Genomic DNA, 26,520 nt, shown 5'->3' with positions numbered 1-26,520 from the left:
GTATGAAGCTGCAATTAATTGCGGTTGGTAATAAAATGCCCCAATGGGTCACCACAGCTTTTAAAGATTATAGTGATCGCTTTCCAAAAGACCTGCCCTTTGAGCTTATCGAAATTCCTGCTGGTAAACGTACCAAGAACGCTGATATTCCTCGTATTCTGGAAAAAGAAGGCGAGCAGATGCTTTCTGCCTGTGGTAAAGGTAATAAAATCATCACGTTAGATATTCCGGGAAAACCTTGGGACACGCCAGAACTTGCTTCTCAACTGGAACGCTGGAAACTAGATGGTAGAGATATCAGTTTATTAATTGGCGGGCCTGAGGGGCTGTCCCCTGCCTGTAAACAGGCTGCCGAACAAAGCTGGTCACTTTCGCCGTTGACACTGCCCCATCCACTGGTGCGTGTAATTGTGGCCGAGAGTCTATACCGGGCATGGAGTATCACAGCTAATCATCCTTATCATCGGGAATAGCATGCTATGAAAAATATTATCCTTGATTTACAAATTGTCAGTCAAAATAGTGATAATCTGCCAACAGAATCACAAATTACTGCCTGGCTGGAAAAGATATTACTGCCTTTTCAGGATACTGCAGAATTGACTATCCGTATTGTTGACGAAGAAGAGAGTAGACAACTAAATAATACTTATCGTCATAAAGACAAACCGACAAATGTGTTATCATTTCCGTTTGAGTCACCCATTGAGATTGATATTCCACTGCTTGGAGACTTAATCATTTGTAAAGCAGTGGTTGAATCAGAAGCGCTGGAACAACACAAAGATTTAGAATCGCACTGGGCACACATGATTATACATGGATGCCTGCATTTACTAGGCTACGATCATATAGAAGATGAAGAAGCCGAGGAAATGGAAAGTTTAGAAATTAAAATTATGCAAGAACTTGGTTTTATTAACCCTTATCAACTTATTGACTAGAAGGAAAAAAATCGAAAATGAGCGATGATATTCACCGGAGACCAAAAAGAAGTTTTGCTTTGTGGTTAAGTGAACTATTTCATAGTGAACCCAAAAATCGGGAAGATCTGCTTGAATTAATTCGTGATTCAGAAGAAAACGAACTAATTGATCCAGATACTCGTGATATGCTTGAAGGCGTAATGGATATTGCAGAACAACGCGTGCGCGACATTATGATTCCTCGTTCCCAAATGATTACCATTAAAAATAATCAAACGTTGGATGAATGTATAGATATTATTCTGGAGCATGGCCACTCCCGTTACCCGGTGATCAGTGAAGATAAAGATCATATTCAGGGTGTTTTGATGGCTAAAGACTTACTGGTATTCATGCGTAAAGATGCAGAAGAGTTCTGTCTGGCTAATGTGCTCCGTCCGGTCGTGGTTATTCCGGAAGGCAAACGTGTTGATCAGATGTTAAAAGAGTTCAGAGCTAACCGCTACCATATGGCTATTGCAGTCGATGAATTTGGTGGAGTGTCTGGTGTAGTGACAATTGAAGATATTCTTGAACTCATCGTTGGCGATATTGAAGATGAATATGATGAGATTGAAGATCGTGATGTACGTCATCTAAGTGGTGATACCTATACCGTGCGAGCACTGACACCAATTGAAGAGTTTAACGAAATCTTTAGCACTGCATTTAGTGATGAAGAAGTAGACACCGTTGGTGGTCTGGTGATGCAAAAATTAGGGCATCTTCCAACCAAAGGTGAATCAGTGACTATTAATCAGTACCAGTTCAAAGTGGCAGTTGTGGATAAGCGCCGTATTATTCAATTACACGTAACAATTCCACAAAACTCAGCGACACCCAATCTGGAAATTGGTACTGCATAATGATTAAAGCAATACTTGCAGCTATTTGTGGAGCACTGGCCGTCTTTGCCTTTGCACCATTTGATTACTGGATTACTGCATTTATTGCTTATTGTGGACTATTATATTGTGTAGCTTCATCAGCCAGCCTTAAGCAAGCATTTGCTATGGGTCTTTGCTGGGGAGTTGGCTTTTTTGGGGCCGGCGTTCACTGGGTTTATATTAGTATTCAACAATTTGGTGAATTACCTCCGGTTATCGCATTTATTTTACTGGCACTTCTTATCGTTTATCTCTCTCTGTATCCGGCAATATTTGCAGCTTTACTGAGAAAATCCAGTCGTCCCTACTCATTTATTCAATTTGTGATCGCAGCCCCTGCTTTATGGCAGATTACTGAATTTTTAAGAGGTTATATTTTAACTGGTTTTGCCTGGTTACAACTGGGATATACTCAGCTTGACGGACCATTAAATGGCTATTTACCGGTTTTTGGTGTTGCTTCTCTGAATCTGATTATTCCTGTTATTAGTGGTTTACTGTTATATATCTATTATTCAATAAAAAATCGCGCCCCAAAATGGCAGCCTGTAACGGCATTTCTGACAATTCTGCTACTGACAGGGAGCGCGTTATTACTCAGGCAAGTAAATTGGGTAAAAGTCGATGAAGACCGTTCCCTGAATTTCGCGCTTATTCAGGGTAATATCGAGCAATCCTTAAAGTGGGATCCAAAAAGACTGACCCAAACGCTGCAAGATTATCAGCGCCTTACAGAGCAAAACTTAGATTCAGCTAATATCATCATTTGGCCAGAAGCTGCGATTACGGATCTGGAAATTAACCAGCAGAGTTACTTAAAAAATATTGATACACAAGCACGTCTAATGGATACGGCAGTACTTGTTGGCCTAATCGATTTGCAATTTTCACGCTCAGCGAATAGAATATTTAATTCGCTGGTTGTACTGGGTGATGAACAACCTTATCAATACCCAACAACAAATCGATACAATAAATACCATTTGGTTCCTTTTGGTGAATTTATTCCTCTTAGCTGGTTACTTTCACCAATTGCAGATTTATTGAATATTCCGATGTCTTCAATGTCATCAGGAGAATACATTCAAGCGCCGCTAAAAATAAAGGGTTACACCTTTGTTACTGCGATCTGTTACGAGATTATCCTGTCTCAGCAAATTTGGGATAATTTCACACCTGAAACTGACTTTTTACTTACAGTTTCTAACGATGCTTGGTTTGGTAATAGCATTGGTCCCTGGCAACATCTACAAATGGCCAGAACTCGTGCAGTTGAATTTGGACGACCTTTAATCCGTAGTACCAATAACGGAATTACCACAATTGTGGATCACCATGGTCAGATTCAAAAACAACTACCTCAGTTTGAACAACAAGTTCTTACTGCTCAAGTATCACCAACAATAGGGTTTACTCCTTACATAAAATGGGGAAATAAACCATTTTGGGGCATAACACTTAGCCTGTTACTTATTATGCTTTTTTGGCGTAAAAGAGAACATTAAGTTTGGCATAGTTCTTGCTTAATAATAAAGGCAGTCCCAAAAGCATATTTTATTTACTTATGGTTAATATCAATATGTTTATTGCACAACAAAGGGGATTAATTTCACCATTTCAGTGCAAAACGATATCACCGAAATTAAACAATGGAGTTGATGATGAAACAACACACAACAAATGTATTTAATACGAAACTGACTAAAATCACTTTATCAATGGTGTTAATTGGCTTAGTTAGTTCAGTCGCAAGCGCCGCAGAATTAACCGGTACACTAGCGAAAATTAAGCAAGATGGAACTATTGTTGTCGGTCATCGTGAATCGTCAGTACCTTTTTCTTATTACGACAACCAACAAAATGTAGTTGGCTATTCTCAGGATTATTCAAATCTGATTGTGGACGCGATTAAAACTGAACTCAATATGCCAAATCTAAAAATTAAATATTTACCGGTTACATCTCAAAACCGTATTCCCCTATTACAAAATGGCAGCTATGATTTTGAATGTGGCTCAACAACAAACAATGAAGCTCGTCAGACTCAAGTCGATTTCTCAAATACTATATTCATTGTAGGTACTCGTTTTCTGGTAAAAACAGGCAGTGGTATCAATAGCATTGATGATCTAAAAGGCAAGAATGTTGTTGTTACTGCGGGTACTACATCTGAAGTCATGTTAAATCAGTTAAATACTGAGAAAAACTTAGGTATCCGTATTATTACACCTAAAGATCATAGTGATGCATTCAGAACACTGGAAAGCGGCCGTGCTGCAGCTTTCTTAATGGACGATGCCTTACTTGCTGGTGAACGTTCTCGTGCTCGTAAACCTGATCAATGGGAAATTGTTGGTACACCACTATCTTATGAAGCTTACGCCTGTATGCTACGTAAAGGTGACGAACAATTCAAAACTTTAATCGATAAAACAATTGCTGATGCACAAAAATCTGGTGTAGCTGACGCATCTTATACTCGCTGGTTTACTCAACCTATTCCACCGAAAAATTTAAATATGAATTTTGAACTTTCACCAGAAATGAAAGCGTTATTTGCCGCTCCAAATGATAAGGCATTAAACTAATCATTCAGATTTAAATTGATAGATAACAAGAACATTATAATTTCAGTTATAATGTTCTTGGTTTCTACGGAGTTGTTATGAGTATAGATTGGAATTGGGGTATCTTTTTAGAACCTGCAAAATTTGGTGATACAACCTACCTCGGCTGGTTATGGATGGGCTTTCAGATGACCATCTTATTGTCAGCTTGTGCAGGTGTTATTGCTTTTTTTGTTGGATCTTTCTTCGGTATTCTACGCACTCTACCAAATCGTCTGTTATCTAATATCGGCGCTATTTACGTGCAGTTGTTTCGTAATATCCCATTAATTATTCACCTGTTTATCTGGGTTTATGTTGTTCCTGAGCTTCTACCTGAGGCAGCAAAAGAGTTTTTATTTGGACTAGACCCCATCATCTTTATTTTTATTATGAGCGCTATCGGTCTGGGACTTTTTACCGGTGCGCGTGTTTGTGAACAAGTCAGAACTGCAATTCAGTCTCTACCTGTTGGGCAAAAAAGTGCCGCGACAGCTCTTGGACTCACTTTAAAACAAACCTATTTATATATTTTACTACCTAATGCTTATCGTCGGGTATTACCACCATTAACATCAGAAGTATTAAATATGGTGAAAAACTCAGCGGTAGCCTCAACTGTTGGACTGTTTGAGCTTTCAAAACAAGCAAATCAATTACTTGAACACGCCGGACATCCATATGAATCATTTATTGCCGTAACCATTGGTTACGTCATTATTAATATCGTTGTGATGAAAACCATGCAATATATTGATAAACGTACTCGCCTGCCTGGCTCAATAGGAGGTAAATAATATGGAATTTGATTGGAGCCAAATTTGGCCAAATCTGCCTTATATTATGGAAGGGTTAGTACTTACATTAAAGATTACTGTTACTGCTGTTGTCTTTGGTATTTTATGGGGAACGATACTTGCGGTTATGCGCCTGTCCTCAATTAAAGCCGCACGCTGGTTTGCTATGGCTTATGTGAATACTTTCAGAGCGATTCCACTTATGATGGTATTACTGTGGTTCTATTTACTAGTCCCTCAGTTATTAGCTAAGTTATTTAATTTACCGCAAAGTACAGATATTCGTTTAATTTCAGCCATGGTCGCCTTCGCGTTATTTGAGGCCGCTTACTACTCTGAAATTATCCGTGCCGGTATTCAAAGTATTTCGAAAGGTCAATTAAGTGCAGCGCTTGCACTTGGTATGACACGTTCACAGGCATTGCGTATTATTGTTTTACCGCAAGCTTTCCGAATTATGACGCCACTACTCCTGATGCAAGGAATTATCCTGTTCCAGGATACCACCTTAGTTTATATTCTAAGTCTGGCAGACTTCTTCTATCGTAGTGTAGAGATCATTGGTAAAAATAACGGTGTAATGAATGAGATGATTATTTTCTCTGCCGCTATTTACTTTGTTATCTGTTTCTCTATGTCGAGTTTAATTAATTATTTCAAGAAAAGGTTAGCTTAAATGATTTCCTTAAAAAATGTTTCAAAATGGTATGGTCAATTTCAGGTTTTAAAAGACTGTACAACTCAGGTTGGTAAAGGTGAAGTTGTGGTTGTCTGTGGGCCATCAGGTTCAGGTAAGTCAACACTAATTAAGACCGTTAATGCTCTTGAACCAGTACAGCAAGGTACTATTATGGTGGATGGCGTTAATGTAACCAGTAAAGCAACTGATTTAGCCAAACTACGTTCTAAAGTAGGTATGGTATTCCAGCATTTTGAGTTGTTCCCACATCTGTCAATTATTGAGAACTTAACACTGGCTCAAATTAAGGTGTTAAACCGTTCTAAAGAAGAAGCCAATGAAAAAGCACTTGGTTTACTTGATCGTGTAGGTTTGCTTGCTCATGCAGATAAATTCCCCGGTCAGCTTTCAGGTGGCCAGCAACAACGCGTTGCTATCGCACGTGCACTGTGTATGGATCCTGTTGTCATGCTATTTGACGAACCAACTTCAGCACTTGATCCTGAAATGGTTAATGAAGTATTAGACGTTATGGTCGAGCTGGCTTATGAAGGGATGACAATGATGGTTGTTACCCATGAGATGGGCTTTGCCCGTAAAGTAGCTCACAGAATCCTGTTTATGGATGAAGGGACTATCATTGAAGATACGCCAAAAGAACAATTCTTCACAGATCCTCAGTCAGATCGTGCTAAGGACTTTCTGGCTAAGATTATTCATTAATCGTTTTTATAAAGCATTACTGAATGCCGTACAAGTAATCTTGTGCGGCATTTTTGTTTCTCCTGCCCTAATTTCAATTTCTTGTTTTAAGGCATCTCTAGGTTGTTGAGTGGCGCAACATAGTCGCGCTTGTGGATCTTAGAATGGTGAAAGAGTTAGCCAGTCGGTGAGCTTACCGATACTATTCCGATGCGCTGAACATGCAAGCCATATAACGCTTACTCCATAGCATCGCTAAGCTCAGTAGGCATCCAATGATATTCACTGATAAAAGATTAAGAGATTAAGAGATTAAGAGATTAAGAGATTAAGAGATTAAGAGATTATATTTTAGATTTTGAATAGAAACAGAAAAGCGACTATGGAGTCGCCACCTCACACATAACCCCAGCTAATCACAGCACAATACTATTACGCTACCTGATACAGTAAACTTAGATTTTATATGAGAATTTATGGCGCACCCGAAGGGATTCGAACCCCTGACCGCTCGGTTCGAAGCCGAGTGCTCTATCCAGCTGAGCTACGGATGCAGGTAAAGATAAGGAAGATGGTGCATCCGAAGGGATTCGAACCCCTGACCGCCCGGTTCGTAGCCGGGTACTCTATCCAGCTGAGCTACGGATGCAAGTACTACTATAAAGAAATGGTGCATCCGAAGGGATTCGAACCCCTGACCGCCCGGTTCGTAGCCGGGTACTCTATCCAGCTGAGCTACGGATGCATGTACTACTTTGTAATTTTAAATGGCGGTGAGAGAGGGATTCGAACCCTCGATGCAGCTTTTGACCGCATACTCCCTTAGCAGGGGAGCGCCTTCAGCCTCTCGGCCATCTCACCTAGTCAATCGTTTAAAACATTAAACGAGTTACGTGGCGGACATATTACTTTTTACAGAAAATAAGTCAATTATTTTTTTACCTCAGACCTGTTAGTTGTGCATTTCATACCCAATTTCTAACAATAAACAAAAATAGACTCACTATTCTTGTCCTGAGTCTGGTTCATCCTGCTCTTTTGTTGCCTGATGAATACGGTTATAAATCTCTTCCCTGTGGATAGAAACCTCTTTAGGTGCATTAATACCGATGCGTACTTGATTACCTTTAACACCAAGAACAGTTATCACTACATCATCGCCAATAATTAATGTTTCACCAACTCTCCTGGTTAAAATTAACATCAGTCCTCCTAATAATTATAATTATATTAATTTAATCTATCATTAAGCATTGCTTTGATAGAGGACAAAGCCTCCGGTAATGCCTGAATATCCACGCCTCCTGCTTGGGCAAAATCCGGGCGTCCACCACCCTTACCGCCAACTTTAGATGCTAATTCTGACACCAGTTCACCAGCTTTAATCCGATTAATCAGATCTTGTGTCACGCCTGCAGCAAGACCAATCTTACCTTCAAATACAGACGCTAAAATAACAACACCTGACTTAATTTGATTCTTTAAGTCATCGATCATTGTTCGCATAACTTTTGGCTCAATATTGTCGATTTGAGCGACAAGTATGCTTATACCATTTACTTTTACTGCTTGTTGAATCAGTTGTGCACCTTCCTGCGCAGCACTTTGTTCTTTTAACTGCTGGATTGTTTTCTCTAATTGTTTTGTTTGTTCAATAAGTTGAGCTACACGATCAACTGAACTCGCTTTATCAGCTTTAACAAGCTGACCAATTTGATTTAACTGCTGTAAATCCTGATGAACATGGTTTAATGCAACCTGTCCTGTGACCGCTTCAATACGGCGCACTCCTGCAGCAATTCCTGATTCAGAACTGATACGGAATAAACCAATATCTCCGGTTCTGTTTACATGGGTACCACCACAAAGCTCGATAGAGAAATCACCCATAGTCAGGACGCGCACCTGATCTTCATATTTCTCACCAAATAGTGCCATTGCGCCTTTACTTTTAGCTGCTTCAATTGCCATGATCTCAATTTCAACAGGTAAATTGCGACGTACTTGTTGATTCACCAAATTCTCAATTTCAACAATCTGACTTGCCGTTACCGGCTCACTATGAGAAAAGTCAAAACGCAAATAGTTGGCATTAACTAAAGAACCCTTTTGATGCACATGGGCACCTAAAATACGTTGTAAAGCAGCCTGTAATAAATGCGTTGCTGAGTGATTTGATTTAGTTCTCTCTCTAAGCTCTGTATCAATAACAGTGGTAATGATATCTCCCACTTTCAAGGAGCCTGAAACTAAATGACCAATATGACCAACAGCTTTACCGTATTTTTGGGCATCACTGACACTAAATTCAACACCTGCTGCAGTGAGCAGACCTTTATCACCCGCCTGACCACCAGACTCACCATAAAATGTTGTTTTATCTAAAATAACAACAACAGGTTCACCAATATTTGCATGTTGAACCTTTTGTCCATTTTGAAATAGTTCAACGACTTTACCCTGAGCTTCTACCGCGTTATAACCTAAGAATTCGGTAACGACTTCAGATTTAATAATGCTATTGTAATCAGCGCCAAAATTATTTGATTCTCGCGCTCTTTGTCTTTGGGCTTCCATCGCTTTTTCAAAACCAGCTTCATCGACGGTAATATCTTTTTCCCGACAAACGTCAGCGATTAAATCTAACGGAAATCCATAAGTATCATAGAGTTTAAAAGCAACTTCTCCGGGTAACACCGAACCCGTTAATTTAGCTAATTCCTGATCTAATAAGAATAAACCCCTTTCTAAGGTTTTTAGGAACTGCTCTTCTTCCGTTTTGAGAGTTGTCTCAACAAAATTTTGTTGTGCTTTCAAATCACTTGCAGCACTTTCCATTACATCAATAAGTGGCTGAACTAATTTATAGAAGAAAATATCTTTCGCACCAAGCATATGACCATGACGTACCGCACGACGAATAATACGACGCAACACATAACCACGACCTTCATTAGAAGGAACAACACCGTCAGCAATCAAATAAGAACATGAACGAATATGGTCAGCAATAACACGGAGTGATTTATTCGCTAAATCCTGGGTACCAATTACACCAGCCGTGCTACGAATTAATTTATCGAATAAATCAATTTCATAGTTAGAGTTTACATGCTGTAAAACAGCAGCTATACGTTCAAGGCCCATACCGGTGTCAACAGAAGGTTTTGGTAGTGGTTTAAACTCACCATTGGCCTGACGATTAAACTGCATGAAAACCAGGTTCCAAATCTCAATAAATCGGTCACCGTCTTCTTCTGGAGTACCTGGTAATCCACCCCAAATATGATCGCCATGATCATAGAAAATTTCGGTACATGGGCCACAAGGACCTGTGTCTCCCATTTGCCAGAAGTTATCTGACGCATACGGAGCACCTTTGTTGTCACCAATACGAATAATACGTTCTTTTGGGACACCTACTTTCTTTTCCCAAATATCAAAAGCCTCGTCATCGGTTGCATAAACAGTGACGTATAGACGGTCTTTTGGTAAATTAAACCAATTTTTATCAGTTAATAATTCCCATGCGTACTTAATTGCATTCTCTTTAAAATAGTCACCAAAACTGAAATTACCTAACATTTCAAAGAAGGTATGATGACGTGCTGTATATCCTACATTATCGAGATCGTTGTGTTTTCCGCCTGCACGAACGCAACGCTGTGCTGTGGTTGCACGACTATATGAACGTTTATCTTGTCCCAAAAATACATCTTTAAATTGGTTCATCCCTGCGTTAGTAAAGAGTAATGTTGGGTCATTATGCGGAACCAAAGAACTACTACTCACAACTTCATGGCCTTTTCCATGAAAAAAATCAAGAAACATTTGACGTATTTCAGCAGTACTTTTATTCATCATTAAATTCCAGTTTAAATGAATACAAAACCAATAATATGAGTATTATTAATTGATTTTATTGAAATTAATATATTAGAGATTTGTATTATCAATTTGATAAAATTGTTGAATTAAGCTTCCCGCCTATTCAGCGTTTAATTCGAATATACTAATATACTGTATTAATAAATATTTTAGTATATCTGTCGTCTAAATTTTTGAATAATTGTATAAAAAAGCATCTTGAATAATGTAAATTTTTCGAAAACAAATTGCTTACAATTCATTTTATCTTATAAATGCTTATTTTACTTATAAATTATTCAGTTTTGAGAAATTAATAAGATAAGTCATATTTGTTGATAGGCGTGTTGAATTTCTGCTTGAGAAAAACCTCTGGAGAGTAAAAATCGATAAACTCTGTTTTTTTGTTTAATATCTTTCTTATCCAAAACTTTAAATTTCTTTTCTATTGTAAGTTTAGCAACACTAATCCAGTTAATATCATACTCTTCTAAAACAGACACAATATCTGCGGGTATAACACCTTTTTGCTTTAAATCCATAATAATATGGTTTTTACCATAGCCTTTACGGCTACGCATAGCTAAGTATTGTTCAATATATTGTTTATCATTAAGCAGATGGTGCAAATAGCAGTAATCAATCACTTGCCGGATAACTTTATCATGTGCACGCTGGACTTGTTCAGATAACTCTTCAAGAGAGTCAGATTCAAAAGATTTGGATAATTTCTTTTGGGCTTGTTGAAATGCAAAAAGTTGCAGTTTTTTACGAAGAATACTTTCCGTATAATCCCGCTGTGCAAGTAAATGCACAGCTTTATTAAGGATTAAACTATAAGATGTGATACAGGATGATATATCCACAATGTCAATTAATCTTCACTACTCTCTGAAGCATCTTCTTCAGCAAAATGAGCAGGACTATTTAATAAAAGCTCACGTAGTTTCTCTTCCAGTTCAGCAGAAACTTCCGGATGCTCCTGAATATATTTCATTGAATTTGCTTTACCCTGACCAATTTTTTCGCCATTGTAGCTGTACCAAGCACCCGCTTTATCAACTAATTTATGTTTAACACCTAAATCAATTAATTCGCCTTCTTTAGAGATACCACAACCATACAGAATCTGGAATTCAGCTTGTCTGAATGGAGCAGCGACTTTGTTTTTTACGACTTTAACACGAGTGTCACTACCAATGACATCCTCACCCTCTTTCACTGAACCAATACGGCGAATATCAAGACGTACAGAAGCATAGAATTTTAAAGCATTACCACCCGTTGTTGTTTCCGGGTTACCAAACATGACACCAATTTTCATACGAATCTGGTTGATAAATACAACTAAACAGTTAGCATTTTTAATATTGGCGGTTAGTTTACGCAGAGCCTGAGACATCAAACGAGCTTGTAATCCCATATGAGAATCACCCATTTCACCTTCAATTTCTGCTCTTGGTGTTAAAGCTGCCACGGAGTCAACAATCACCACATCAACCGCACCAGAACGAACTAATGCATCACAGATTTCCAGCGCCTGTTCACCAGTATCTGGTTGTGAAACCAGTAAGTCATCAACCTGAACACCTAATTTAGCAGCATAGATAGGATCTAATGCATGCTCCGCATCGATAAATGCACAAGTTTTACCTTGTTTTTGCGCCTGAGCAATAACCGATAATGTTAATGTCGTTTTACCTGAAGATTCAGGCCCGAAGATTTCAACAATACGTCCCATTGGTAAACCACCAATGCCAAGTGCAATATCTAATCCTAAAGAGCCTGTAGAAATCTTATCTACATCAAGAGTCTGGGTATCCCCTAAACGCATGATAGAGCCTTTACCGAATTGTTTTTCAATTTGACTTAATGCAGCTGATAAAGCGCGTTGTTTGTTCTCGTTCATAATATTAGTATCCATCATTCGTTAGTGATATTTAGATTTTGCAATTATACTGTATTATTATACAGTATCAAGTATTTTTTATTATCTTCTATTTAATTTGTAAAAAGCAGTAAAATTAAATTTACTTTAGCTTACTTTTGCAGGTAAGTTTTGTAAAAATTTACATTTTTAAAAAATGTATTATTACAAAAAGTTAATCGCGTTTCTTAATAAATATATTAACATTTCATTACGTTTATAACAGAAATAGACGAAACCGTTATATACAAATTATTGCTAATGTATATAATTCCACACAAATTTTGTGCGGTATTACGCAAAATTAGGTCACGAGCAAACTTAAATGATTTAAATTTCTCAATATTTTCCCGAATAACCCAACCAAATGTCACATTGCACATGGACGATTTTTTACATTAAGTAAACAATTTGACTTTACACAGATTAAATAAAAATAAAAACAATTTATCAATAAGTTAGTTATTTAAAATAACAGATAAAGAAATAAAGTATAGAATGGAGAAGAATGTAATGAAATTTGTTAAGCCTGTCTTAACACTTCCAGTGTTATTTACAATGTCATTGCCTGTTTTTGCTGAAACTGTCCCTGATAGTTTTCCGCCAAAAGAGGCGACCCCAGATATCAAACTGATTTTAGATAATCCTGAATACTCCAGTGGTTTTGATCAAATCATAACGTCCTGGCAGAGTAAAAATCTTATTGCTTTAGATGGTAAGAAGTTCCTGAGTGGTGAAACACTCACCCGAACGATTACATCGGAATTAGCGACCCAGCAAATTTGGATGCGTGATGGTGCGTCCAGCTTTAACACAACACTGGATTCCGTTCAGATGGATATTTATGGCACAGGTATTGCCGTGGGCACTATTGTAAAAGGTGCCGCCAGTGATAAACATATTGGTGTCTTAGTTTTACAAGAAGGTACCAAAGGTTATGACACCATCATTGAAGATCGTGGTAGCTTAAGTCTTCGTAAAAATGCTGAAGCATACAATACACTAGTCAAAACGGGTGGTACTCAGGTTCTTGGTGATTATGCTTATGCGCAAGCTACTATCGTTGATGGTGGTGAACAACGCCTGATGGTGACCAGTGATAACGCTTATGCTGAAGATACTATCGTTATCAATGGCGGTATTCAGTATATCTGGGGCGGTACCGCTAAAAATAGTCATATCAGTGGTGCAGGTAGTTATCAGCTGGCCAGTGGTAAATCTATTGAAACTAAAGTTTATGATGGTGCATACCAATTAGTTTATGCCGGCTCAGATGATAACGATATTGCCGATCAGGACAGTACAATTTATGCTGGCGGTACACAACGTGTTCAGGCCGGTATTGCAGATAATACCAAAGTCTATGGACTACAAATTGTCAGTAGCCAACAAGGTTATTGGCGTGAAAGTAACAAGCAATGGGAAGGTCAAAACTCCATCCTTAACCGTGGTCAAAAAGCAACTAACGCCACAATTTATGCCGGTGGTGAACAACGCGTTGAGTGGTATGCCTATACCGAGAACACTACTGTTGATGGCGGTTTAATCAATGTTAATGAGCATGGCGGTATCTTAAATACTACTGTAAAAAATGGTGGTAGAGTAAATATTGCTTATGGTGGTTATTCATCTTTAGCGCTCGATGTTGAAAACGGCACATTAACGATGGAAGGCGGTGACGTTCATAACTGGAGTAACAACTACCTTGGCGGTAAAGGTGCCTGGGCTAATGAAGTATCACTCTTAAGTGCTGATGCTCAGTTATATATCAAACATAATGCAGATACGACAGAATCGACAGCGACAATTAAAACTCTTAATTCAACTAATGGTCTGATTCATTTTGGTAGTCAGGATGGGAGTGATGCAGGCAAGTTTAGCCGACTAGAACTAGAAACCCTAACCGGTTCAGGTACTATCGTCATGAATGCGAATCTTAATAATGGTCAGGGTGACTTCTTATATGTTGAGAACAAAATTGCCGATCCGGATTTATTTACGGTAGTAGTTAATGACTCTGGTACTAATTTAGGTGACAGAACTCACCACTTAATTAGTGCTGGTCAGAATTCATTAGATGATAGTTTTACTTTAAATAAAGCCAGAAGTCGTGCTGATGCAGGTGCTTACATGGTGCAGTATGAGCTACAACATAGTTCAAACGGTACAACAAATATGGAAGACTGGCATTTAATTGCAACTGGTCTGACTATTACCACACCAACAACTGATGCCGTACTTGCTGTAGCTAACGTAACACCCACAATTTGGGATGCCGAGCAATCAACATTACGTCAACGTTTAGGCGAGCTTGAAAACAATACTCTACAAAATGGTGTCTGGGGTAAATACATTACCAGTCGTTATAAAGTAGATCACGATCAGGGTGCTAACTATAAGCAAGACATGAACGGCTTTGTAATTGGTTTTGACCGTGCAGAAGAAAAAGCTGATGGTACACTTCATGTTGGTGCGATGGTCGGTTACTCTCGTTCTGATATTGATTTCAGACGTGGTGGCGATGGTAAGGTAGATAGTTATACTGCTGGTTTTTATGGTAGCTACATTGGTAATTCCGGCTGGTATGCTGACTATGTAATGAAGTATAACCACTTCAGAAACAAAACTGACGCTGTTTCAACTAATGGCGATAAAGTGACTGGCCAATATAACTTATCAGGTTTAGGTGTCTCTTTCGAATTAGGTAAACACTTAGAGCAAGATAATCTGTTTGCTGCACCTTATGTACTTATTTCTGGTTTCTACGCTGGTAGCGCTGATTACACATTAAGTAATGGCTTAAAAGCAGAAATCGATAATGCAAGTAGCTTCAAAACTGAAGTTGGTAGTGTTGCCGGTTACAACTTTACTTTTGACGGTGGTGACTTCAAACCATATATGCGTTTAGCGGTTAACTATGAGTTTGTCGATCGCAACAAAGTATATATTAATGATGAAGATAGCTTTAATAACGATATCTCAGGTGCGGCAGTTAAAGTTGGTTTAGGTGCAACAACTAACCTTACTAATGGTTTTAGTGCTTATGCAGAAATCAATTATATGAAAGCTAAAGACTCTAGTATGCCTTATGCAGGTAACATCGGAATCCGTTATTCATTCTAATTTTTGAGTAATACTAAATATCACTATAAAGCCTCTAAATAATTAGAGGCTTTTATTTAAAAAACACCAAAAAAATCAAATAGTTATAATTTACCTAATATATCCCTAAATTCCGCTCTAATGTAGAAAGCTCAGCCTGATATCTCTTTTATATATTCAGAATAATATACTTTTTATAGCCAGCAGAAAGCCCTACAAATAAATCATTTTTATACAATATACATGTCCGAAAACAGCGTATATTTTGTCAGTCGCTCTATATAATGAATTAAATAGCAAATCCCTAGTATCATTTTTAAGGGAGCTTAAGGAGCAATAAAGATGACTAAACAAAATGAACAGTATGCCGTTTTAAATAATACGTTGAAATATGCCATGGATTATCTGAATAAACTTGAATACGATGATGTGTGTGCTACAAAAAGTCTGGAATCACTACGACAAGACTTAAACAAACCATTAAATACTTATGGTGAATCTGCTGACACCGTTATCAGTGAACTGGTAAAAGATGTTGATGGTGGTTTATTAGGTAGTGCCGGTGGTAGATTCTTTGCCTGGGTTATAGGAGGCTGTATTCCGGCAGCACTTGCGGCCGACTGGTTAACATCAACATGGGATCAAAATGCTGCTTTATATGCCTGTTCCCCGGCTGAAGCCGTCATTGAGGAAGTCGTTGGTGAATGGCTAAAAACAATTCTGGGTTTACCACAGCTGTCAAGTTTTGCAATTACAACCGGTTGTCAAATGGCGCATTTCACCTGTCTTGCTACCGCACGTAATGCTCTGTTGAAAAAACACTCATGGGACGTGGAAGTAAAAGGATTATCCGGTGCACCACAAATTTATATTCTGACCAACAAATTATTACATGCCTCTGTTGAAAGAGCGGCAAGATTTTTAGGCTTGGGTAGTGAATCTATTAAACCGCTTGAAATCAATGAAAGTGGGCAGCTAAAACTTGATAGTCTGCAAATCGCCCTTGAGGAGTTTAAAGGTAAACCTGTCATCGTCCAGCTATGTGCTGGTGATATCAATACCGGAGTTTATGATAATTTCAATGAAATCATTCCATTAGCACATGCATACAATGCCTGGGTCCATGTAGATGGTGCTTTTGGTTTATGGGCAAATGCCAGTAATAAATATTGTCACATGCTAAATGGAGTAGAATACGCAGATTCCTGGGCAACAGACGGGCATAAATGGCTAAATATCCCCTATGATTGTGGTTATGCCTTTGTTAAAAATAATGAAGCACATAAAGCCTCTATGTCTCTGCGTGCAAGTTATCTGACTCATGCTGATACCGCCAGAGATCAGTTTGACTGGAATCCTGAATGGTCAAGAAGAGGCAGAGGCGTACCAACTTATGCAGCTATCAGGCAATTAGGTACTAACGGAATCGCAGACCTGATTGAAAGATGCTGTCAGTATGCTCACAGGTTAACTATAGGCATAGGTAAACTTAAAGGTGCAGAAATCATTTGGGAACCAACGATTAATCAGGGATTAATTCGTTTTGTAAATCCTCAAATACCCTATACCGAACAGGAAAATGATGCTTTCACCGATCTGGTTATTAATAAAATTAATGCTTCTGGCAAACTTTTTGTCGGTGGGACAACCTGGAATGGCAGACGCTGTATGAGAATATCTGTATGTGGCTGGCAAACAACGGAAGCGGATATTGAAATGTCGATTAAAGCAGTGGCAGAAGTCCTTGATAATTTATTATCAAATAATAAATCACATTCTTTGGATTCATCTAAGCTATAGGATGAACTACTTTTAGCTGAAAGTAATATTATAAAATAACTATAAACAAAAAGCCCTCATGTATATTGTATACATGAGGGCTTTAACTGACTGAATTTCCGAATATTTATAACCTGATAAATATTCCAAAACTCTAATATGGCTCCTCCAACTGGGCTCGAACCAGTGACCTGCGGATTAACAGTCCGTCGCTCTACCGACTGAGCTATGGAGGAATAGTTTAATGGCAAAGATATTATCTGTCTCTTCCTCTTATGTCAACGCCAAACCGGGAAAAATGACTTTAACTGGTCAGCATCTAATCATTTTTTCATTTTCTTATGAATAGATAATTACCGGTAATAGAAATCATGTTAGAATTTTTATCACTCTATTTATTAATAAGTTTGTGCTTTACCATGAAAAAGAATATTTGTGTTTATTGTGGTGCCAGTGAAGGCACACGTTCAGAATATAAAGATTATGCTTACCAGTTAGGCAAAACTCTGGCAGAACAAAGCCGTAATTTAGTTTATGGTGGTGGTAATAGAGGTTTGATGGGTATTATTGCCAACTCTGTGCTTGAACATGGTGGTGAAGTCATTGGTATTATTCCGGAGCGTCTGGTCAAAGCTGAAACCGCTCATAAAGGGATCACACAGCTGGAAATAGTGCAGGATATGCATCAACGAAAAGCCAGAATGTCAGAACTTGCTGATGGTTTTATTGCTATGCCAGGTGGTACCGGTACTCTTGAAGAGCTGTACGAAGTCTGGACTGGTGCTCAAATTGGTTATCATAAAAAACCCGTTTCACTCTTTAATATTTCTGGTTTTTATAATCCAATGATCTCATTTCTAAAACATTCAGTACAGGAAGGGTTTATTCGTGAAAGTTTTTATGAGACGTTAATTGTGACTGATAACCCACTTTCACTACTGGAACAAATGGATAACTACTTTCCTAAAAATCTGGAACGCTGGGTTAAACAATAAAATGGAGGTAGAGATAATTCTCTACCCTACTAATTTAAATCTCTCTTATAGCAATTTTTTCGATCATCTGATCAAGGACTTGTTTATCACTAATTCCGACATTAGTCTGGCTCACGGACAATGCAGCAATAGCAGAAGCAAGTTTTAGCACATCTTTAATGGACATACCTGTTAATAGCCCATACATCAAACCTGCAACCATTGAATCCCCTGCACCAACTGTACTTACAATCGGACAAGATGGCGGTTTGGCGTGCCATGACTCGTTTTTAGTGATCCAGAGAGCACCATCGGGGCCCATAGAGACAATCACATGCTCAACACCTTTACCTACCAGTTCTTTAGCCGTAGCTTTTAGCTCATCAATCGTTGTTAACGTTTTTCCTGCATATTGAGAAAGCTCTTTCTCATTTGGTTTGATAAGCCACGGCAGTGTCATCATACCGGCTTTCAGTGCATCACGGCTGCTATCAAATACCACTTTTGGACATACTGTTTTCACTGCTTCCATCCAGCTGGTAAATTCACCCAGTTCAATACCTGCAGGTAAACTACCATTAATAGAAACCATATCCATATGTTTAAGTAATGCTAAAGAGTGCTGAGTAAATTGCTGCCATGCTGCAGGACTTACTGTAAATCCGGAAAAATTCAAATCTGTGACATCATTATCCGCTTCGGTTAGTTTTACATTAATTCGGGTACGGCCTTCTACAGTCTGAAATTTATTATCAAGTCCCAGTTGCTCAAAGAGTTGTTTAAAGCCATCCTGATTATCCAGCCCCAACAGGCCAGTAACAGTACAATTAATTCCCAGATCGTGCAGTACCTTAGCGACATTAATCCCCTTGCCTGCAGCGTGTAAGCCTGTGGTTTGTACTAAATTCACATCACCAAGAGTAATTGCCGGGCAAAAGCCCACCAGATCATAAGCCGGATTTAAAGTAATAGTTGCTACCTTATAGCTCATAACGATTTCCTTTATTTACCATCTTTTCTTTTTAAGAATACCAATTGATATCTAATATTAGATAAAATATAAGGATTTAGTATACATGAATATTCATTAAATTTTAAAAATTGCTGTCTGAGTATTTTTAGAAAAGGTATGACTATGAAAACGAATGGTTAGCCTGAGATATAAAATGTTTTCAATTCTCTGCTTTTACATAAAAAAATAGAACCAACATAAATATGCTGGTTCTATTTTTAATCAGTCTGGTTGGACTATTTTTTTGCTACTGTTTTTAGCGGTTCAGCAATAGTCAGAACAATAATAAACGTTAAACAGGAAATAATAGACATAAAAGTAAATACTGAGTTCCAGCCATAACTATCTAACAGTAAACCAGCAATAAATGGTGTCGCAGCACCACCTAATTGTCCGCCCATATTAACGATAGCATTAGCTGTCGGGAATTTATCTTTAGCAGTAAATGACATCGGATAAACCATATAAGCAGAGAAACCAATATTTAACAGAACTCCGGTTAAGAATAGTAAAAGACCAAAGATTGTTGGCTCAGCAGGTGCGTTAATTAACACAAACATCATACCAGCCGTGGCAATAGAAGAGATCATCATGCCAGGTTTTCTACGACGTCCCAGTATCCGATCAGAAAGAAAACCACCAAACAGATTACCAACCACTGCACCAACCCACGGAGCTGCCGCTACAATCCCCATACCAATAATTGAGAAGTTTTTAACGACTAGTAAATATGTTGGAATCCATGCCAGTAACAGACTTGAGATACCTAGCTGGAAGCAATATCCCAGTGAACAACCAATAATATTCCATGATTTAAAAATATCTTTATTTGTATTAAGTTGCTCGACTTCTTTAACTCTGATGATTTTATCCAATAATGGCATTTCAACAGAGGCAGTGACACCTTTTGCCTGATTACCACCATTTTCATTTTCTGCAATGTAATCTACTTCTTGCTGATTGGTAAAACGGCTTTCTGAAGGTTTATTTTGTACTAACATATACCAAAAAGCGGATAAGATAATTCCCGGAACAGCAAAGAAAATAAACACTTCTTTCCAGCCCCAGATAGAGATAATCACAGCCCCTAAAATAGGTGTAACAACCGGTCCAAACTTTACAGCGGAAAGGAAAATACCAGATGCCGTTCCCTTCTCTTTTGATGGAAACCAGTTATTAATGGTCGTTGTTACACCAATTGGCAGTGGCCCTTCAGCCAGCCCCAGTGTTAAACGACACATTTTAAGCGCGAAGAGTGAGTTAACAGTACCCGTTAAGCCGGTTGCAATTGAGGTTAAAATCATCGAGATCGGAAAAACTTTTCTCACCCCAAATTTTGACAATAACCAGGCTGACGGAAGCTGAATAAGCGCATAAGCAATAAGAAAAAGACTGACCAGTCCACCCGCTTCCGCGTTCGTCATATCAAAATCTTTTCTAATAAAAGGTAGTGCAACACCCAAGTTGGCTCTGTCTGCCGCAGCAATGGTATAAATAATGAAGAAAAGAAGAGCAACAAACCAACGATAATTGGTACGTTTCCCACTCTGTTGTTTTACTGAATTTGTCATAAAATAGCCCCATTTCTTTATTTTATAGTAATTAACCGAAATTAAACTAACTCAAATCGTTTTAATGTTTCAGACAGATTTAATAACTCTGCTGTCGTTGCCCCATTTCTAATTTTTTCTTTAAAGATGTCTTCTTTTGCTTCTCGTTGTAATGCCTTTTGTATAACCTGCTCAACCTCATCAAGTGACACCACAACCAGACCATCTCTGTCACCAACAACAATATCCCCAGGATTGATCTGCACACCTGATATAGTCACAGGTACGTTGAGTTTTCCTGGCTGATTCTTTTCCGTTCCCTTAATACTCAACCCTTTACAAAAGACAGGAAAGCCCACTTCAGAAATAGAATTCGCATCACGGACAGCGCCATTAATAATTAAGCCTTCCACGCCGATTGTCATGGCCTGCTCAGTCAGAACATCTCCCCATGGGCCTGCTTCCATAAATCCCTTCGCATCCACAACTAGCACATCACCAGGTCTGGCTTTTAATAGTGCATAGTGCAGCATAAGGTTATCAGCAGGTCTGATATCAACGGTTAACGCACGACCAACCACACGCATATTGTTATCAATGGGTTTAATATCAGAACCAAAAGCACCTTTAGCCCCTTGTGCTTCATAAATCGTTGCTGAGCCTAAACGTTTTAAAATAGCGCTCATTTCCTGGGTGATAATTTGATTATTCATAAAGCCTCCTCAGTTATTTCTCAGGACTACGTTGTAAGGTGTGATAACCAAATTTCACTCTGGCCTCGGCTAAAGGCATTCCGGATAAGGCTGCTGTAACAATTTGTTGCTCTACCTGATTCATAATGAATGCTTTCTCAACAACTTTATTCAGGTGCTGAGCCGGTACCACTACCACCCCATCTAAATCACCAAAAACAAAATCACCATGATTGACGCGCACATCACCAAGGACGACAGTTCCCCCGCTTTCTTCAACCTGTACGCGATCTTTACCTGTTCTCATAAATCGACCTAAGGCATACAGAGGATATTGCGCGTCATCCGCTTCTATTGTGTCCCGGCATACACCATTAATCGCAGTTCCGGCGATATTTCTTTGTTTAGCGACATTACTTAAAATTCCACCCCAAACCGTGCAATCCGTACGAGCATTATTATCAATAACGACAACACTCCCCTCTGGTACGTTATCGATAAAATCACCCACAGTCCCTGGATTATCGGGATCGACAGGAGCAAATCTGAGCGTATAAGCAAAACCAAAAAAACGCGCCGTTCCTGCGATATGCTTAATACCCAATGCACTACCTTTTAACTTAAAAAAATCAAGAGCATCCGATAACTCTGCAGTAGATAACACCTGAATTTTTTGTAGTAATTCTTTATCTATTGTGTTCATAAATTATCTCCATGTTGTAATTAGGCTCATTCTTAAATAAAATAAAACCAATATCAAACATCGAATATTGAAAATAAGATAAGAAAAATTGAACTAAAGATATGTATTTTTCTATGTCAAATAACGGAAATAAGAAATGTGATCTTCTCCGTGATTTTTGATTAAAAATGAGATGTATTACCAGCGGCAGGAAATATAAATGAATTTAAAACAGTTAAAATATTTTTGTCAGATTGTTGAATCCGGAAGTGCGGCACTTGCAGCAGAGCAGTTATTTATTGCGCCAACAGCAATTAGTATGCAATTAAGCCAGCTGGAAGCATTACTGGGAGCTGAATTATTTGATCGTAGTAAACGCCCGATGGAACTGACTTCTCTTGGTCGTTATCTGTATCCGCGTGCTAAAGAACAATTAAGACAGTTATCTCGACTAGAAGCTGAAACAAAAGATGTCGCAAGTGGGAAGCGAGGCTGGCTGAGTATTGGCTTCACACGATCAACCATTGTTTCACTATTACCAGAGGCCTTGCGCCTATTCAGAGAAAGCCATCCCAACGTTCATTTAGAATTGGTTGAGGCGCTATCAGAATATCAAATTGATCATTTAAAAAATTCCAAAATAGATATTGGGATCTCAAGATTTATTGGAAATAGAACTGCACAGGCAGAATTTGATGAAACAATCTTAATTAAAGAACCGTTTGTTGTTGCCTTACCTATTGGGCACCATCTAGCCAAAAAAGAGACATTAACACTCGAGGAACTATCTGCAATCCCACTAATCACTTATCCTAAGGACATAAAAACCAATTTTAACCAATTAATGGCATCAACCATTCACTCTACCGGAAATTACGTTCCTGTCGCTTATGAGGCTGTAGAAATTCATACGGCTCTAGGTTTAGTTGGGGCAGGACTTGGGATGACGTTTGTAGGACACTCTGTTGCTAAAAATAATCGTACCGATGTGGCTTTTATCTCTGTCGCAAACTTTCCAATTAGTACCACAGTTGTGGCCTACACCAGAAAAAATGAAATTAATCCATTAGTGAATAAATTCTTACTTATTTTAAAGAAGGTTAGTTTGCAATATTAAGGTTACCAAGGTTTTATATTTTTTAATTTATTGATTTTATTAAGGAAATAATGGAGGTCGTGAAGGATGTCATTCGTATCATCCTGATACTCACCCTTCGGGCCGTTGCTGATGCAACGTTCAAAATTGTTCCAGACAATTTTGTCGAACAAAGGTTCGAATCTTTATGTGTGGTTTATTATATAACTTATTGATTTTATTGAAGAATAATGGTGGGTCGTGAAGGATTCGAACCTTCGACCAACGGATTAAAAGTCCGCTGCTCTACCGACTGAGCTAACGACCCATTTCTGGGGAGGTGTATCTAATTTCGGGTTGCTATAATAAGCGGATTATTTTTTTGATGCAATAATTTTATTTAGAAAAGTGTGCCGACTGCTTGATATTCAAACACCCGGCATAAAATTTATTGTAATTCAGTCAGTTTTTGCTGAGCTTGTTTTACAATATTGGTATCTTTCGGATACTGAGAAATTACTTGCTGCAATACAGCTTTCGCTTTCTCTTTTTCACCTTGATCAGCTAAAATTAAACCGATTTTATACAGACTTTCAGATGCTTTACTTGAGTTTGGATAACTTTTTACCACTGTTGCAAAATAGAAAGAAGCATCAGATAATTTTTTCTGACCATAATTCAGCTGGCCTAACCAGTAGTTAGCATTTGCCTGATAACTAGATTTTGGATATTGCTTCACAAATGCCTGAAAAGCAGTAATTGCTTCTCTGGTTTGCTTCCCTTCTAATACAAACTTAATAATAAAATTATAGTCCGTTTTATCATTACCTGATGGTGACCAACCCACTAACGTATTGCTATCACTACTAGCAGTAGATGTAGAGGTCGATGTAGTAGCCGGTTTAGTTGGTGTATCACTAAGCTGCTGTAAAATCATTTTTTGTCTTTCGATCGTTTGCCCTAGCTGATATGTATTTTCCTGAAGTTGTCCTCTTAATTCATCAACTTCACGTTGTAAGTCACTAATTTGCTGCTGATACTGTGTTAATAGCTGTCCTTGTGCGGTCACAATACGTTCCAGTTCAGATGATGAAGCAGCATGTGCTGTAGTGACAAATAAAACTGATAAGCAAAGACCAGTAATTTTCTTATACATAATCATTAACTCTAATGGTGCAGATGGAAGATAAATAATCGGCTATTTCTAATTTAAAAATAGCCGATTGAACATGAATAACTGAGAACTCAGTTATTTTTGTAGATATTAGTATACGATTACCGCACGACGGTTTTGAGCATAAGCACGTTCGTCATGACCAAGTACAGCTGGTTTTGCTTTACCGTATGAAACGATAGAGATTTGAGACTCTGCTACACCACGGCCTTGTAGATATGCTTTAACTGCTGCAGCACGGCGCTCACCTAATGCGATGTTGTATTCTGGCGTACCACGCTCATCCGCATGACCTTCGATTACGATTGAGAATGAAGAATGAGTACGTAGGAATTCAGCATGTTGATCTAATGCTGCAGTAAAGTCTTGTTTGATATTGTATTTGTCAAAATCAAAGTAGACTGTATTTACTTGTTGTAACTTCTGTAATTGTGCACTTGTTTGCGCGTTTGCAGAAGCTGATCCATCAGTAGATTCACTTGATGAGCCAGTAGAAGAACACGCTGTAATCGCAATAATTGGTAGTGCGAATAATACACCTTTTACCATTTTAGAAAATTGCATTTTAAGACTCCTTATGTTGTATATAACACTCTGTTAAATAACTATTAAAAAACTAAAGCTACAAATACGGAGACCATGCTGGGAATGATACTTGCCCATCAGTAGCCGGTAATCTCGCTTTAAACCGCCCATCAGCAGAAACTAAATTTAATATTGTTCCCAATCCTTGGGTCGAACTATACATAACCATAGTACCATTAGGTGACACACTTGGTGTTTCATCTAAAAACGTACCCGTTAATATTTGATAAGCACCCGATGCTAAATCGTACTTCGTGACAAATTGTCCTTTATCACTCGTTGAGATCATCACCACAAAACTACCATCAGCTGAAACTGACGGGTTTTGATTCTGTACACCATCCCATGTTAGACGTTGAGAAGAACCACCAGCAATATTAATAGTATAAAGCTGAGGACGTCCTGTTTGGTCTGATGTGTATACTAGCGTTTGACTATCCGGCATCCATGCTGGTTCAGTATCATTACTGCGACCATAGGTTACACGGCTAATTTTACTAGTTTGTAAATCCATAACATAGAGGTTCAAACTTCCCTCTTTTGATAATGCAAATGCTAATTTTTTTCCGTCTGGTGAAAACGCTGGAGCGCCATTATGTCGTGGGAAAGACGCAATTGTTTTTAGCTCACCAGTAGCTAATGTTTTCATTACCAGCGCAGAACGACCACTTTCAAAAGTCACATAAGCAAGCTTAGTACCATCTGGTGACCAGGCTGGCGACATTAGCGGTGCTGTTGAACGATGTACTGTAATTTGGTCGTAACCATCGTAATCAGACACTCGTAATTCATGCGTGAATTTACCGCTATTATTTTTTACTACATAAGCGATACGAGTTCTGAATGCACCTTTAATACCTGTTAACTTTTCAAATACTTCGTCACTCGCTGTATGACCAGCATAGCGTAACCAGCGAGCAGGCACAGTATATTGATTCTGAGCTAAAATTTCACCCGGAGAGTTTAGTGTATCAACAAGTTGATAGCTAATTAAATAGTTACCATTTTCACCCGGTTGAATATGACCAACAACAATCGCATCAATACCTATTGCACTCCACGCTTTTGGCGTGACTGCAGAAGCTGTGTCTGGTAATTGTGGCATATCTCTAACTGCAATTGGATTAAATTGCCCGCTGTTGCGCAGGTCAGAACTTACAATCTCTTCCATTTTTTGTGGCGGCTGGCCTGTTCCGTGCCATTTAAAAGGGACAACAGCAATTGGCTTAGCCAAATTCATACCATCAGTAATAATAATTCGGACATCAGCTTGTGACGTAATTCCCCAAATAAGGAGAAGAAAACCAAGCGATAACCGACATACATATTTAATCATTACTTAACATCCTTTTCTATTAGGTATTCGTAATACTTTACTCATTACGTATCATAGTAAATCTATTTTGTTTGTTTCTCAATAACTATCACGTAGGTTTAACGTATTTAAATCATTGTCCGTTTCTAT

23 protein-coding genes and 6 tRNA genes are annotated in these 26,520 nt (G+C 38.4%); 12 read left to right on the top strand and 17 right to left on the bottom strand.

The features are described from left to right. Nucleotides 1–2 precede the first annotated feature (2 nt). From rlmH to IPMB12_RS08095, 8 genes are all read left to right on the top strand, one after another. A complete protein-coding gene (rlmH, locus tag IPMB12_RS08130; protein ID WP_166916667.1) occupies nt 3–473 on the top strand; it encodes a 23S rRNA (pseudouridine(1915)-N(3))-methyltransferase RlmH in 471 nt (156 codons plus the stop codon). Nucleotides 474–479: 6 nt separating this feature from the next. Then, nucleotides 480–944: an rRNA maturation RNase YbeY gene (ybeY, locus tag IPMB12_RS08125; RefSeq protein WP_166916665.1), complete on the top strand. Its 465-nt coding sequence runs from the start codon at nt 480–482 to the stop codon at nt 942–944. Between the two features lie 17 nt (nt 945–961). Then, nucleotides 962–1,831, top strand: coding sequence for a CNNM family magnesium/cobalt transport protein CorC (gene corC / locus IPMB12_RS08120; RefSeq protein WP_166916663.1), 870 nt, complete (start codon nt 962–964; stop codon nt 1,829–1,831). After that, entirely contained in the window at nt 1,831–3,357 is a 1,527-nt protein-coding gene (lnt, locus tag IPMB12_RS08115) for an apolipoprotein N-acyltransferase (protein WP_166916661.1), read from the top strand. Before corC ends, lnt begins: the two co-directional genes overlap by 1 nt. Nucleotides 3,358–3,570: 213 nt before the next feature. Next, a complete protein-coding gene (locus IPMB12_RS08110) occupies nt 3,571–4,440 on the top strand; it encodes a glutamate/aspartate ABC transporter substrate-binding protein (RefSeq protein ID WP_407704081.1) in 870 nt (289 codons plus the stop codon). 77 nt (nt 4,441–4,517) lie between these two features. Beyond that, nucleotides 4,518–5,255, top strand: a complete 738-nt coding sequence (locus IPMB12_RS08105; RefSeq protein ID WP_166916659.1) for an amino acid ABC transporter permease — start codon at nt 4,518–4,520, stop codon at nt 5,253–5,255. A gap of 1 nt (nt 5,256) precedes the next feature. Beyond that, the gene (gene gltK, locus IPMB12_RS08100) at nt 5,257–5,931 is read left to right on the top strand and encodes a glutamate/aspartate ABC transporter permease GltK (protein WP_166916657.1); all 675 of its coding nucleotides are present in this window, start codon (nt 5,257–5,259) and stop codon (nt 5,929–5,931) included. Next, nucleotides 5,932–6,657: an amino acid ABC transporter ATP-binding protein gene (locus IPMB12_RS08095; protein ID WP_166916655.1), complete on the top strand. Its 726-nt coding sequence runs from the start codon at nt 5,932–5,934 to the stop codon at nt 6,655–6,657. Nucleotides 6,658–7,113: 456 nt separating this feature from the next. On the opposite strand, the gene IPMB12_RS08090 is transcribed toward IPMB12_RS08095, so the two are convergent. From IPMB12_RS08090 to recA, 8 genes are all read right to left on the bottom strand, one after another. Then, nucleotides 7,114–7,190: transfer RNA gene (locus IPMB12_RS08090), tRNA-Arg, on the bottom strand. A gap of 18 nt (nt 7,191–7,208) precedes the next feature. Beyond that, nucleotides 7,209–7,285, bottom strand: a tRNA-Arg gene (locus IPMB12_RS08085). Nucleotides 7,286–7,304: 19 nt separating this feature from the next. Beyond that, nucleotides 7,305–7,381, bottom strand: a tRNA-Arg gene (locus IPMB12_RS08080). A gap of 23 nt (nt 7,382–7,404) precedes the next feature. Further along, nucleotides 7,405–7,497: transfer RNA gene (locus IPMB12_RS08075), tRNA-Ser, on the bottom strand. Nucleotides 7,498–7,639: 142 nt separating this feature from the next. Next, nucleotides 7,640–7,840 (bottom strand): carbon storage regulator CsrA, encoded by a 201-nt coding sequence (gene csrA, locus IPMB12_RS08070; RefSeq protein ID WP_166916653.1) that lies wholly within the window; start codon nt 7,838–7,840, stop codon nt 7,640–7,642. A gap of 26 nt (nt 7,841–7,866) precedes the next feature. Continuing rightward, complete coding sequence (alaS, locus tag IPMB12_RS08065; RefSeq protein ID WP_166917744.1) at nt 7,867–10,497, bottom strand: alanine--tRNA ligase; 2,631 nt, start codon at nt 10,495–10,497, stop codon at nt 7,867–7,869. A 332-nt stretch (nt 10,498–10,829) separates the two neighbouring features. Next, nucleotides 10,830–11,369 carry a regulatory protein RecX gene (locus tag IPMB12_RS08060; protein WP_166916651.1) on the bottom strand — a complete coding sequence of 180 codons (540 nt, stop codon included), beginning with the start codon at nt 11,367–11,369 and terminating at the stop codon, nt 10,830–10,832. An 8-nt stretch (nt 11,370–11,377) separates the two neighbouring features. After that, nucleotides 11,378–12,412 carry a recombinase RecA gene (recA, locus tag IPMB12_RS08055; protein WP_166916649.1) on the bottom strand — a complete coding sequence of 345 codons (1,035 nt, stop codon included), beginning with the start codon at nt 12,410–12,412 and terminating at the stop codon, nt 11,378–11,380. Nucleotides 12,413–12,943: 531 nt separating this feature from the next. On the opposite strand from recA, the gene IPMB12_RS08050 reads away from it, so the two are divergent. Further along, nucleotides 12,944–15,553 carry an autotransporter outer membrane beta-barrel domain-containing protein gene (locus tag IPMB12_RS08050; RefSeq protein WP_166916647.1) on the top strand — a complete coding sequence of 870 codons (2,610 nt, stop codon included), beginning with the start codon at nt 12,944–12,946 and terminating at the stop codon, nt 15,551–15,553. 321 nt (nt 15,554–15,874) lie between these two features. Beyond that, nucleotides 15,875–17,332, top strand: coding sequence for a pyridoxal phosphate-dependent decarboxylase family protein (locus tag IPMB12_RS08045; protein ID WP_166916645.1), 1,458 nt, complete (start codon nt 15,875–15,877; stop codon nt 17,330–17,332). Nucleotides 17,333–17,471: 139 nt separating this feature from the next. Here the strand turns inward: IPMB12_RS08045 and IPMB12_RS08040 are convergent. Further along, nucleotides 17,472–17,547: transfer RNA gene (locus IPMB12_RS08040), tRNA-Asn, on the bottom strand. 183 nt (nt 17,548–17,730) lie between these two features. Between IPMB12_RS08040 and IPMB12_RS08035 the strand changes: the two genes are divergently transcribed. After that, complete coding sequence (locus IPMB12_RS08035) at nt 17,731–18,306, top strand: LOG family protein (RefSeq protein ID WP_166916643.1); 576 nt, start codon at nt 17,731–17,733, stop codon at nt 18,304–18,306. A 34-nt stretch (nt 18,307–18,340) separates the two neighbouring features. On the opposite strand, the gene fruK is transcribed toward IPMB12_RS08035, so the two are convergent. The 4 genes from fruK to IPMB12_RS08015 form a co-directional block, all read right to left on the bottom strand. Further along, nucleotides 18,341–19,276, bottom strand: coding sequence for a 1-phosphofructokinase (fruK, locus tag IPMB12_RS08030; protein WP_166916641.1), 936 nt, complete (start codon nt 19,274–19,276; stop codon nt 18,341–18,343). Nucleotides 19,277–19,533: 257 nt separating this feature from the next. Further along, a complete protein-coding gene (locus IPMB12_RS08025) occupies nt 19,534–20,868 on the bottom strand; it encodes an MFS transporter (protein ID WP_166916639.1) in 1,335 nt (444 codons plus the stop codon). 41 nt (nt 20,869–20,909) lie between these two features. Next, a complete protein-coding gene (locus tag IPMB12_RS08020; RefSeq protein ID WP_166916637.1) occupies nt 20,910–21,560 on the bottom strand; it encodes a 4-carboxy-4-hydroxy-2-oxoadipate aldolase/oxaloacetate decarboxylase in 651 nt (216 codons plus the stop codon). A gap of 13 nt (nt 21,561–21,573) precedes the next feature. Further along, complete coding sequence (locus IPMB12_RS08015) at nt 21,574–22,242, bottom strand: RraA family protein (protein ID WP_166916635.1); 669 nt, start codon at nt 22,240–22,242, stop codon at nt 21,574–21,576. Between the two features lie 199 nt (nt 22,243–22,441). On the opposite strand from IPMB12_RS08015, the gene IPMB12_RS08010 reads away from it, so the two are divergent. Next, complete coding sequence (locus IPMB12_RS08010) at nt 22,442–23,338, top strand: LysR family transcriptional regulator (protein ID WP_166916633.1); 897 nt, start codon at nt 22,442–22,444, stop codon at nt 23,336–23,338. A gap of 210 nt (nt 23,339–23,548) precedes the next feature. On the opposite strand, the gene IPMB12_RS08005 is transcribed toward IPMB12_RS08010, so the two are convergent. The 4 genes from IPMB12_RS08005 to tolB all read right to left on the bottom strand — a co-directional run bounded on the left by IPMB12_RS08005 (nt 23,549) and on the right by tolB (nt 26,388). Next, a tRNA-Lys gene (locus tag IPMB12_RS08005) sits at nt 23,549–23,624 on the bottom strand. 120 nt (nt 23,625–23,744) lie between these two features. Then, nucleotides 23,745–24,452 (bottom strand): tol-pal system protein YbgF, encoded by a 708-nt coding sequence (gene ybgF / locus IPMB12_RS08000; protein WP_208293465.1) that lies wholly within the window; start codon nt 24,450–24,452, stop codon nt 23,745–23,747. A 108-nt stretch (nt 24,453–24,560) separates the two neighbouring features. Continuing rightward, entirely contained in the window at nt 24,561–25,034 is a 474-nt protein-coding gene (gene pal / locus IPMB12_RS07995) for a peptidoglycan-associated lipoprotein Pal (protein ID WP_166916629.1), read from the bottom strand. 58 nt (nt 25,035–25,092) lie between these two features. Beyond that, entirely contained in the window at nt 25,093–26,388 is a 1,296-nt protein-coding gene (gene tolB, locus IPMB12_RS07990; RefSeq protein ID WP_166917743.1) for a Tol-Pal system beta propeller repeat protein TolB, read from the bottom strand. Nucleotides 26,389–26,520 lie beyond the last annotated feature (132 nt).

Source organism: Zophobihabitans entericus, assembly GCF_011745665.1.
GTDB classification, from domain to species: domain Bacteria; phylum Pseudomonadota; class Gammaproteobacteria; order Enterobacterales; family Orbaceae; genus Zophobihabitans; species Zophobihabitans entericus.
This window is presented reverse-complemented; position numbering and strand designations above follow the sequence as displayed.

Coding starts and splice junctions, on each gene's coding strand:
- rlmH (WP_166916667.1), top strand. CDS start 3: ATGAAGCTGCAATTAATTGCGGTTGGTAATAAAATGCCCCAATGGGTC.
- ybeY (WP_166916665.1), top strand. CDS start 480: ATGAAAAATATTATCCTTGATTTACAAATTGTCAGTCAAAATAGTGAT.
- corC (WP_166916663.1), top strand. CDS start 962: ATGAGCGATGATATTCACCGGAGACCAAAAAGAAGTTTTGCTTTGTGG.
- lnt (WP_166916661.1), top strand. CDS start 1,831: ATGATTAAAGCAATACTTGCAGCTATTTGTGGAGCACTGGCCGTCTTT.
- IPMB12_RS08110 (WP_407704081.1), top strand. CDS start 3,571: ATGGTGTTAATTGGCTTAGTTAGTTCAGTCGCAAGCGCCGCAGAATTA.
- IPMB12_RS08105 (WP_166916659.1), top strand. CDS start 4,518: ATGAGTATAGATTGGAATTGGGGTATCTTTTTAGAACCTGCAAAATTT.
- gltK (WP_166916657.1), top strand. CDS start 5,257: ATGGAATTTGATTGGAGCCAAATTTGGCCAAATCTGCCTTATATTATG.
- IPMB12_RS08095 (WP_166916655.1), top strand. CDS start 5,932: ATGATTTCCTTAAAAAATGTTTCAAAATGGTATGGTCAATTTCAGGTT.
- csrA (WP_166916653.1), bottom strand. CDS start 7,840: ATGTTAATTTTAACCAGGAGAGTTGGTGAAACATTAATTATTGGCGAT.
- alaS (WP_166917744.1), bottom strand. CDS start 10,497: ATGAATAAAAGTACTGCTGAAATACGTCAAATGTTTCTTGATTTTTTT.
- recA (WP_166916649.1), bottom strand. CDS start 12,412: ATGAACGAGAACAAACAACGCGCTTTATCAGCTGCATTAAGTCAAATT.
- IPMB12_RS08050 (WP_166916647.1), top strand. CDS start 12,944: ATGAAATTTGTTAAGCCTGTCTTAACACTTCCAGTGTTATTTACAATG.
- IPMB12_RS08045 (WP_166916645.1), top strand. CDS start 15,875: ATGACTAAACAAAATGAACAGTATGCCGTTTTAAATAATACGTTGAAA.
- IPMB12_RS08035 (WP_166916643.1), top strand. CDS start 17,731: ATGAAAAAGAATATTTGTGTTTATTGTGGTGCCAGTGAAGGCACACGT.
- fruK (WP_166916641.1), bottom strand. CDS start 19,276: ATGAGCTATAAGGTAGCAACTATTACTTTAAATCCGGCTTATGATCTG.
- IPMB12_RS08025 (WP_166916639.1), bottom strand. CDS start 20,868: ATGACAAATTCAGTAAAACAACAGAGTGGGAAACGTACCAATTATCGT.
- IPMB12_RS08020 (WP_166916637.1), bottom strand. CDS start 21,560: ATGAATAATCAAATTATCACCCAGGAAATGAGCGCTATTTTAAAACGT.
- IPMB12_RS08015 (WP_166916635.1), bottom strand. CDS start 22,242: ATGAACACAATAGATAAAGAATTACTACAAAAAATTCAGGTGTTATCT.
- IPMB12_RS08010 (WP_166916633.1), top strand. CDS start 22,442: ATGAATTTAAAACAGTTAAAATATTTTTGTCAGATTGTTGAATCCGGA.
- ybgF (WP_208293465.1), bottom strand. CDS start 24,452: ATGTATAAGAAAATTACTGGTCTTTGCTTATCAGTTTTATTTGTCACT.
- pal (WP_166916629.1), bottom strand. CDS start 25,034: ATGCAATTTTCTAAAATGGTAAAAGGTGTATTATTCGCACTACCAATT.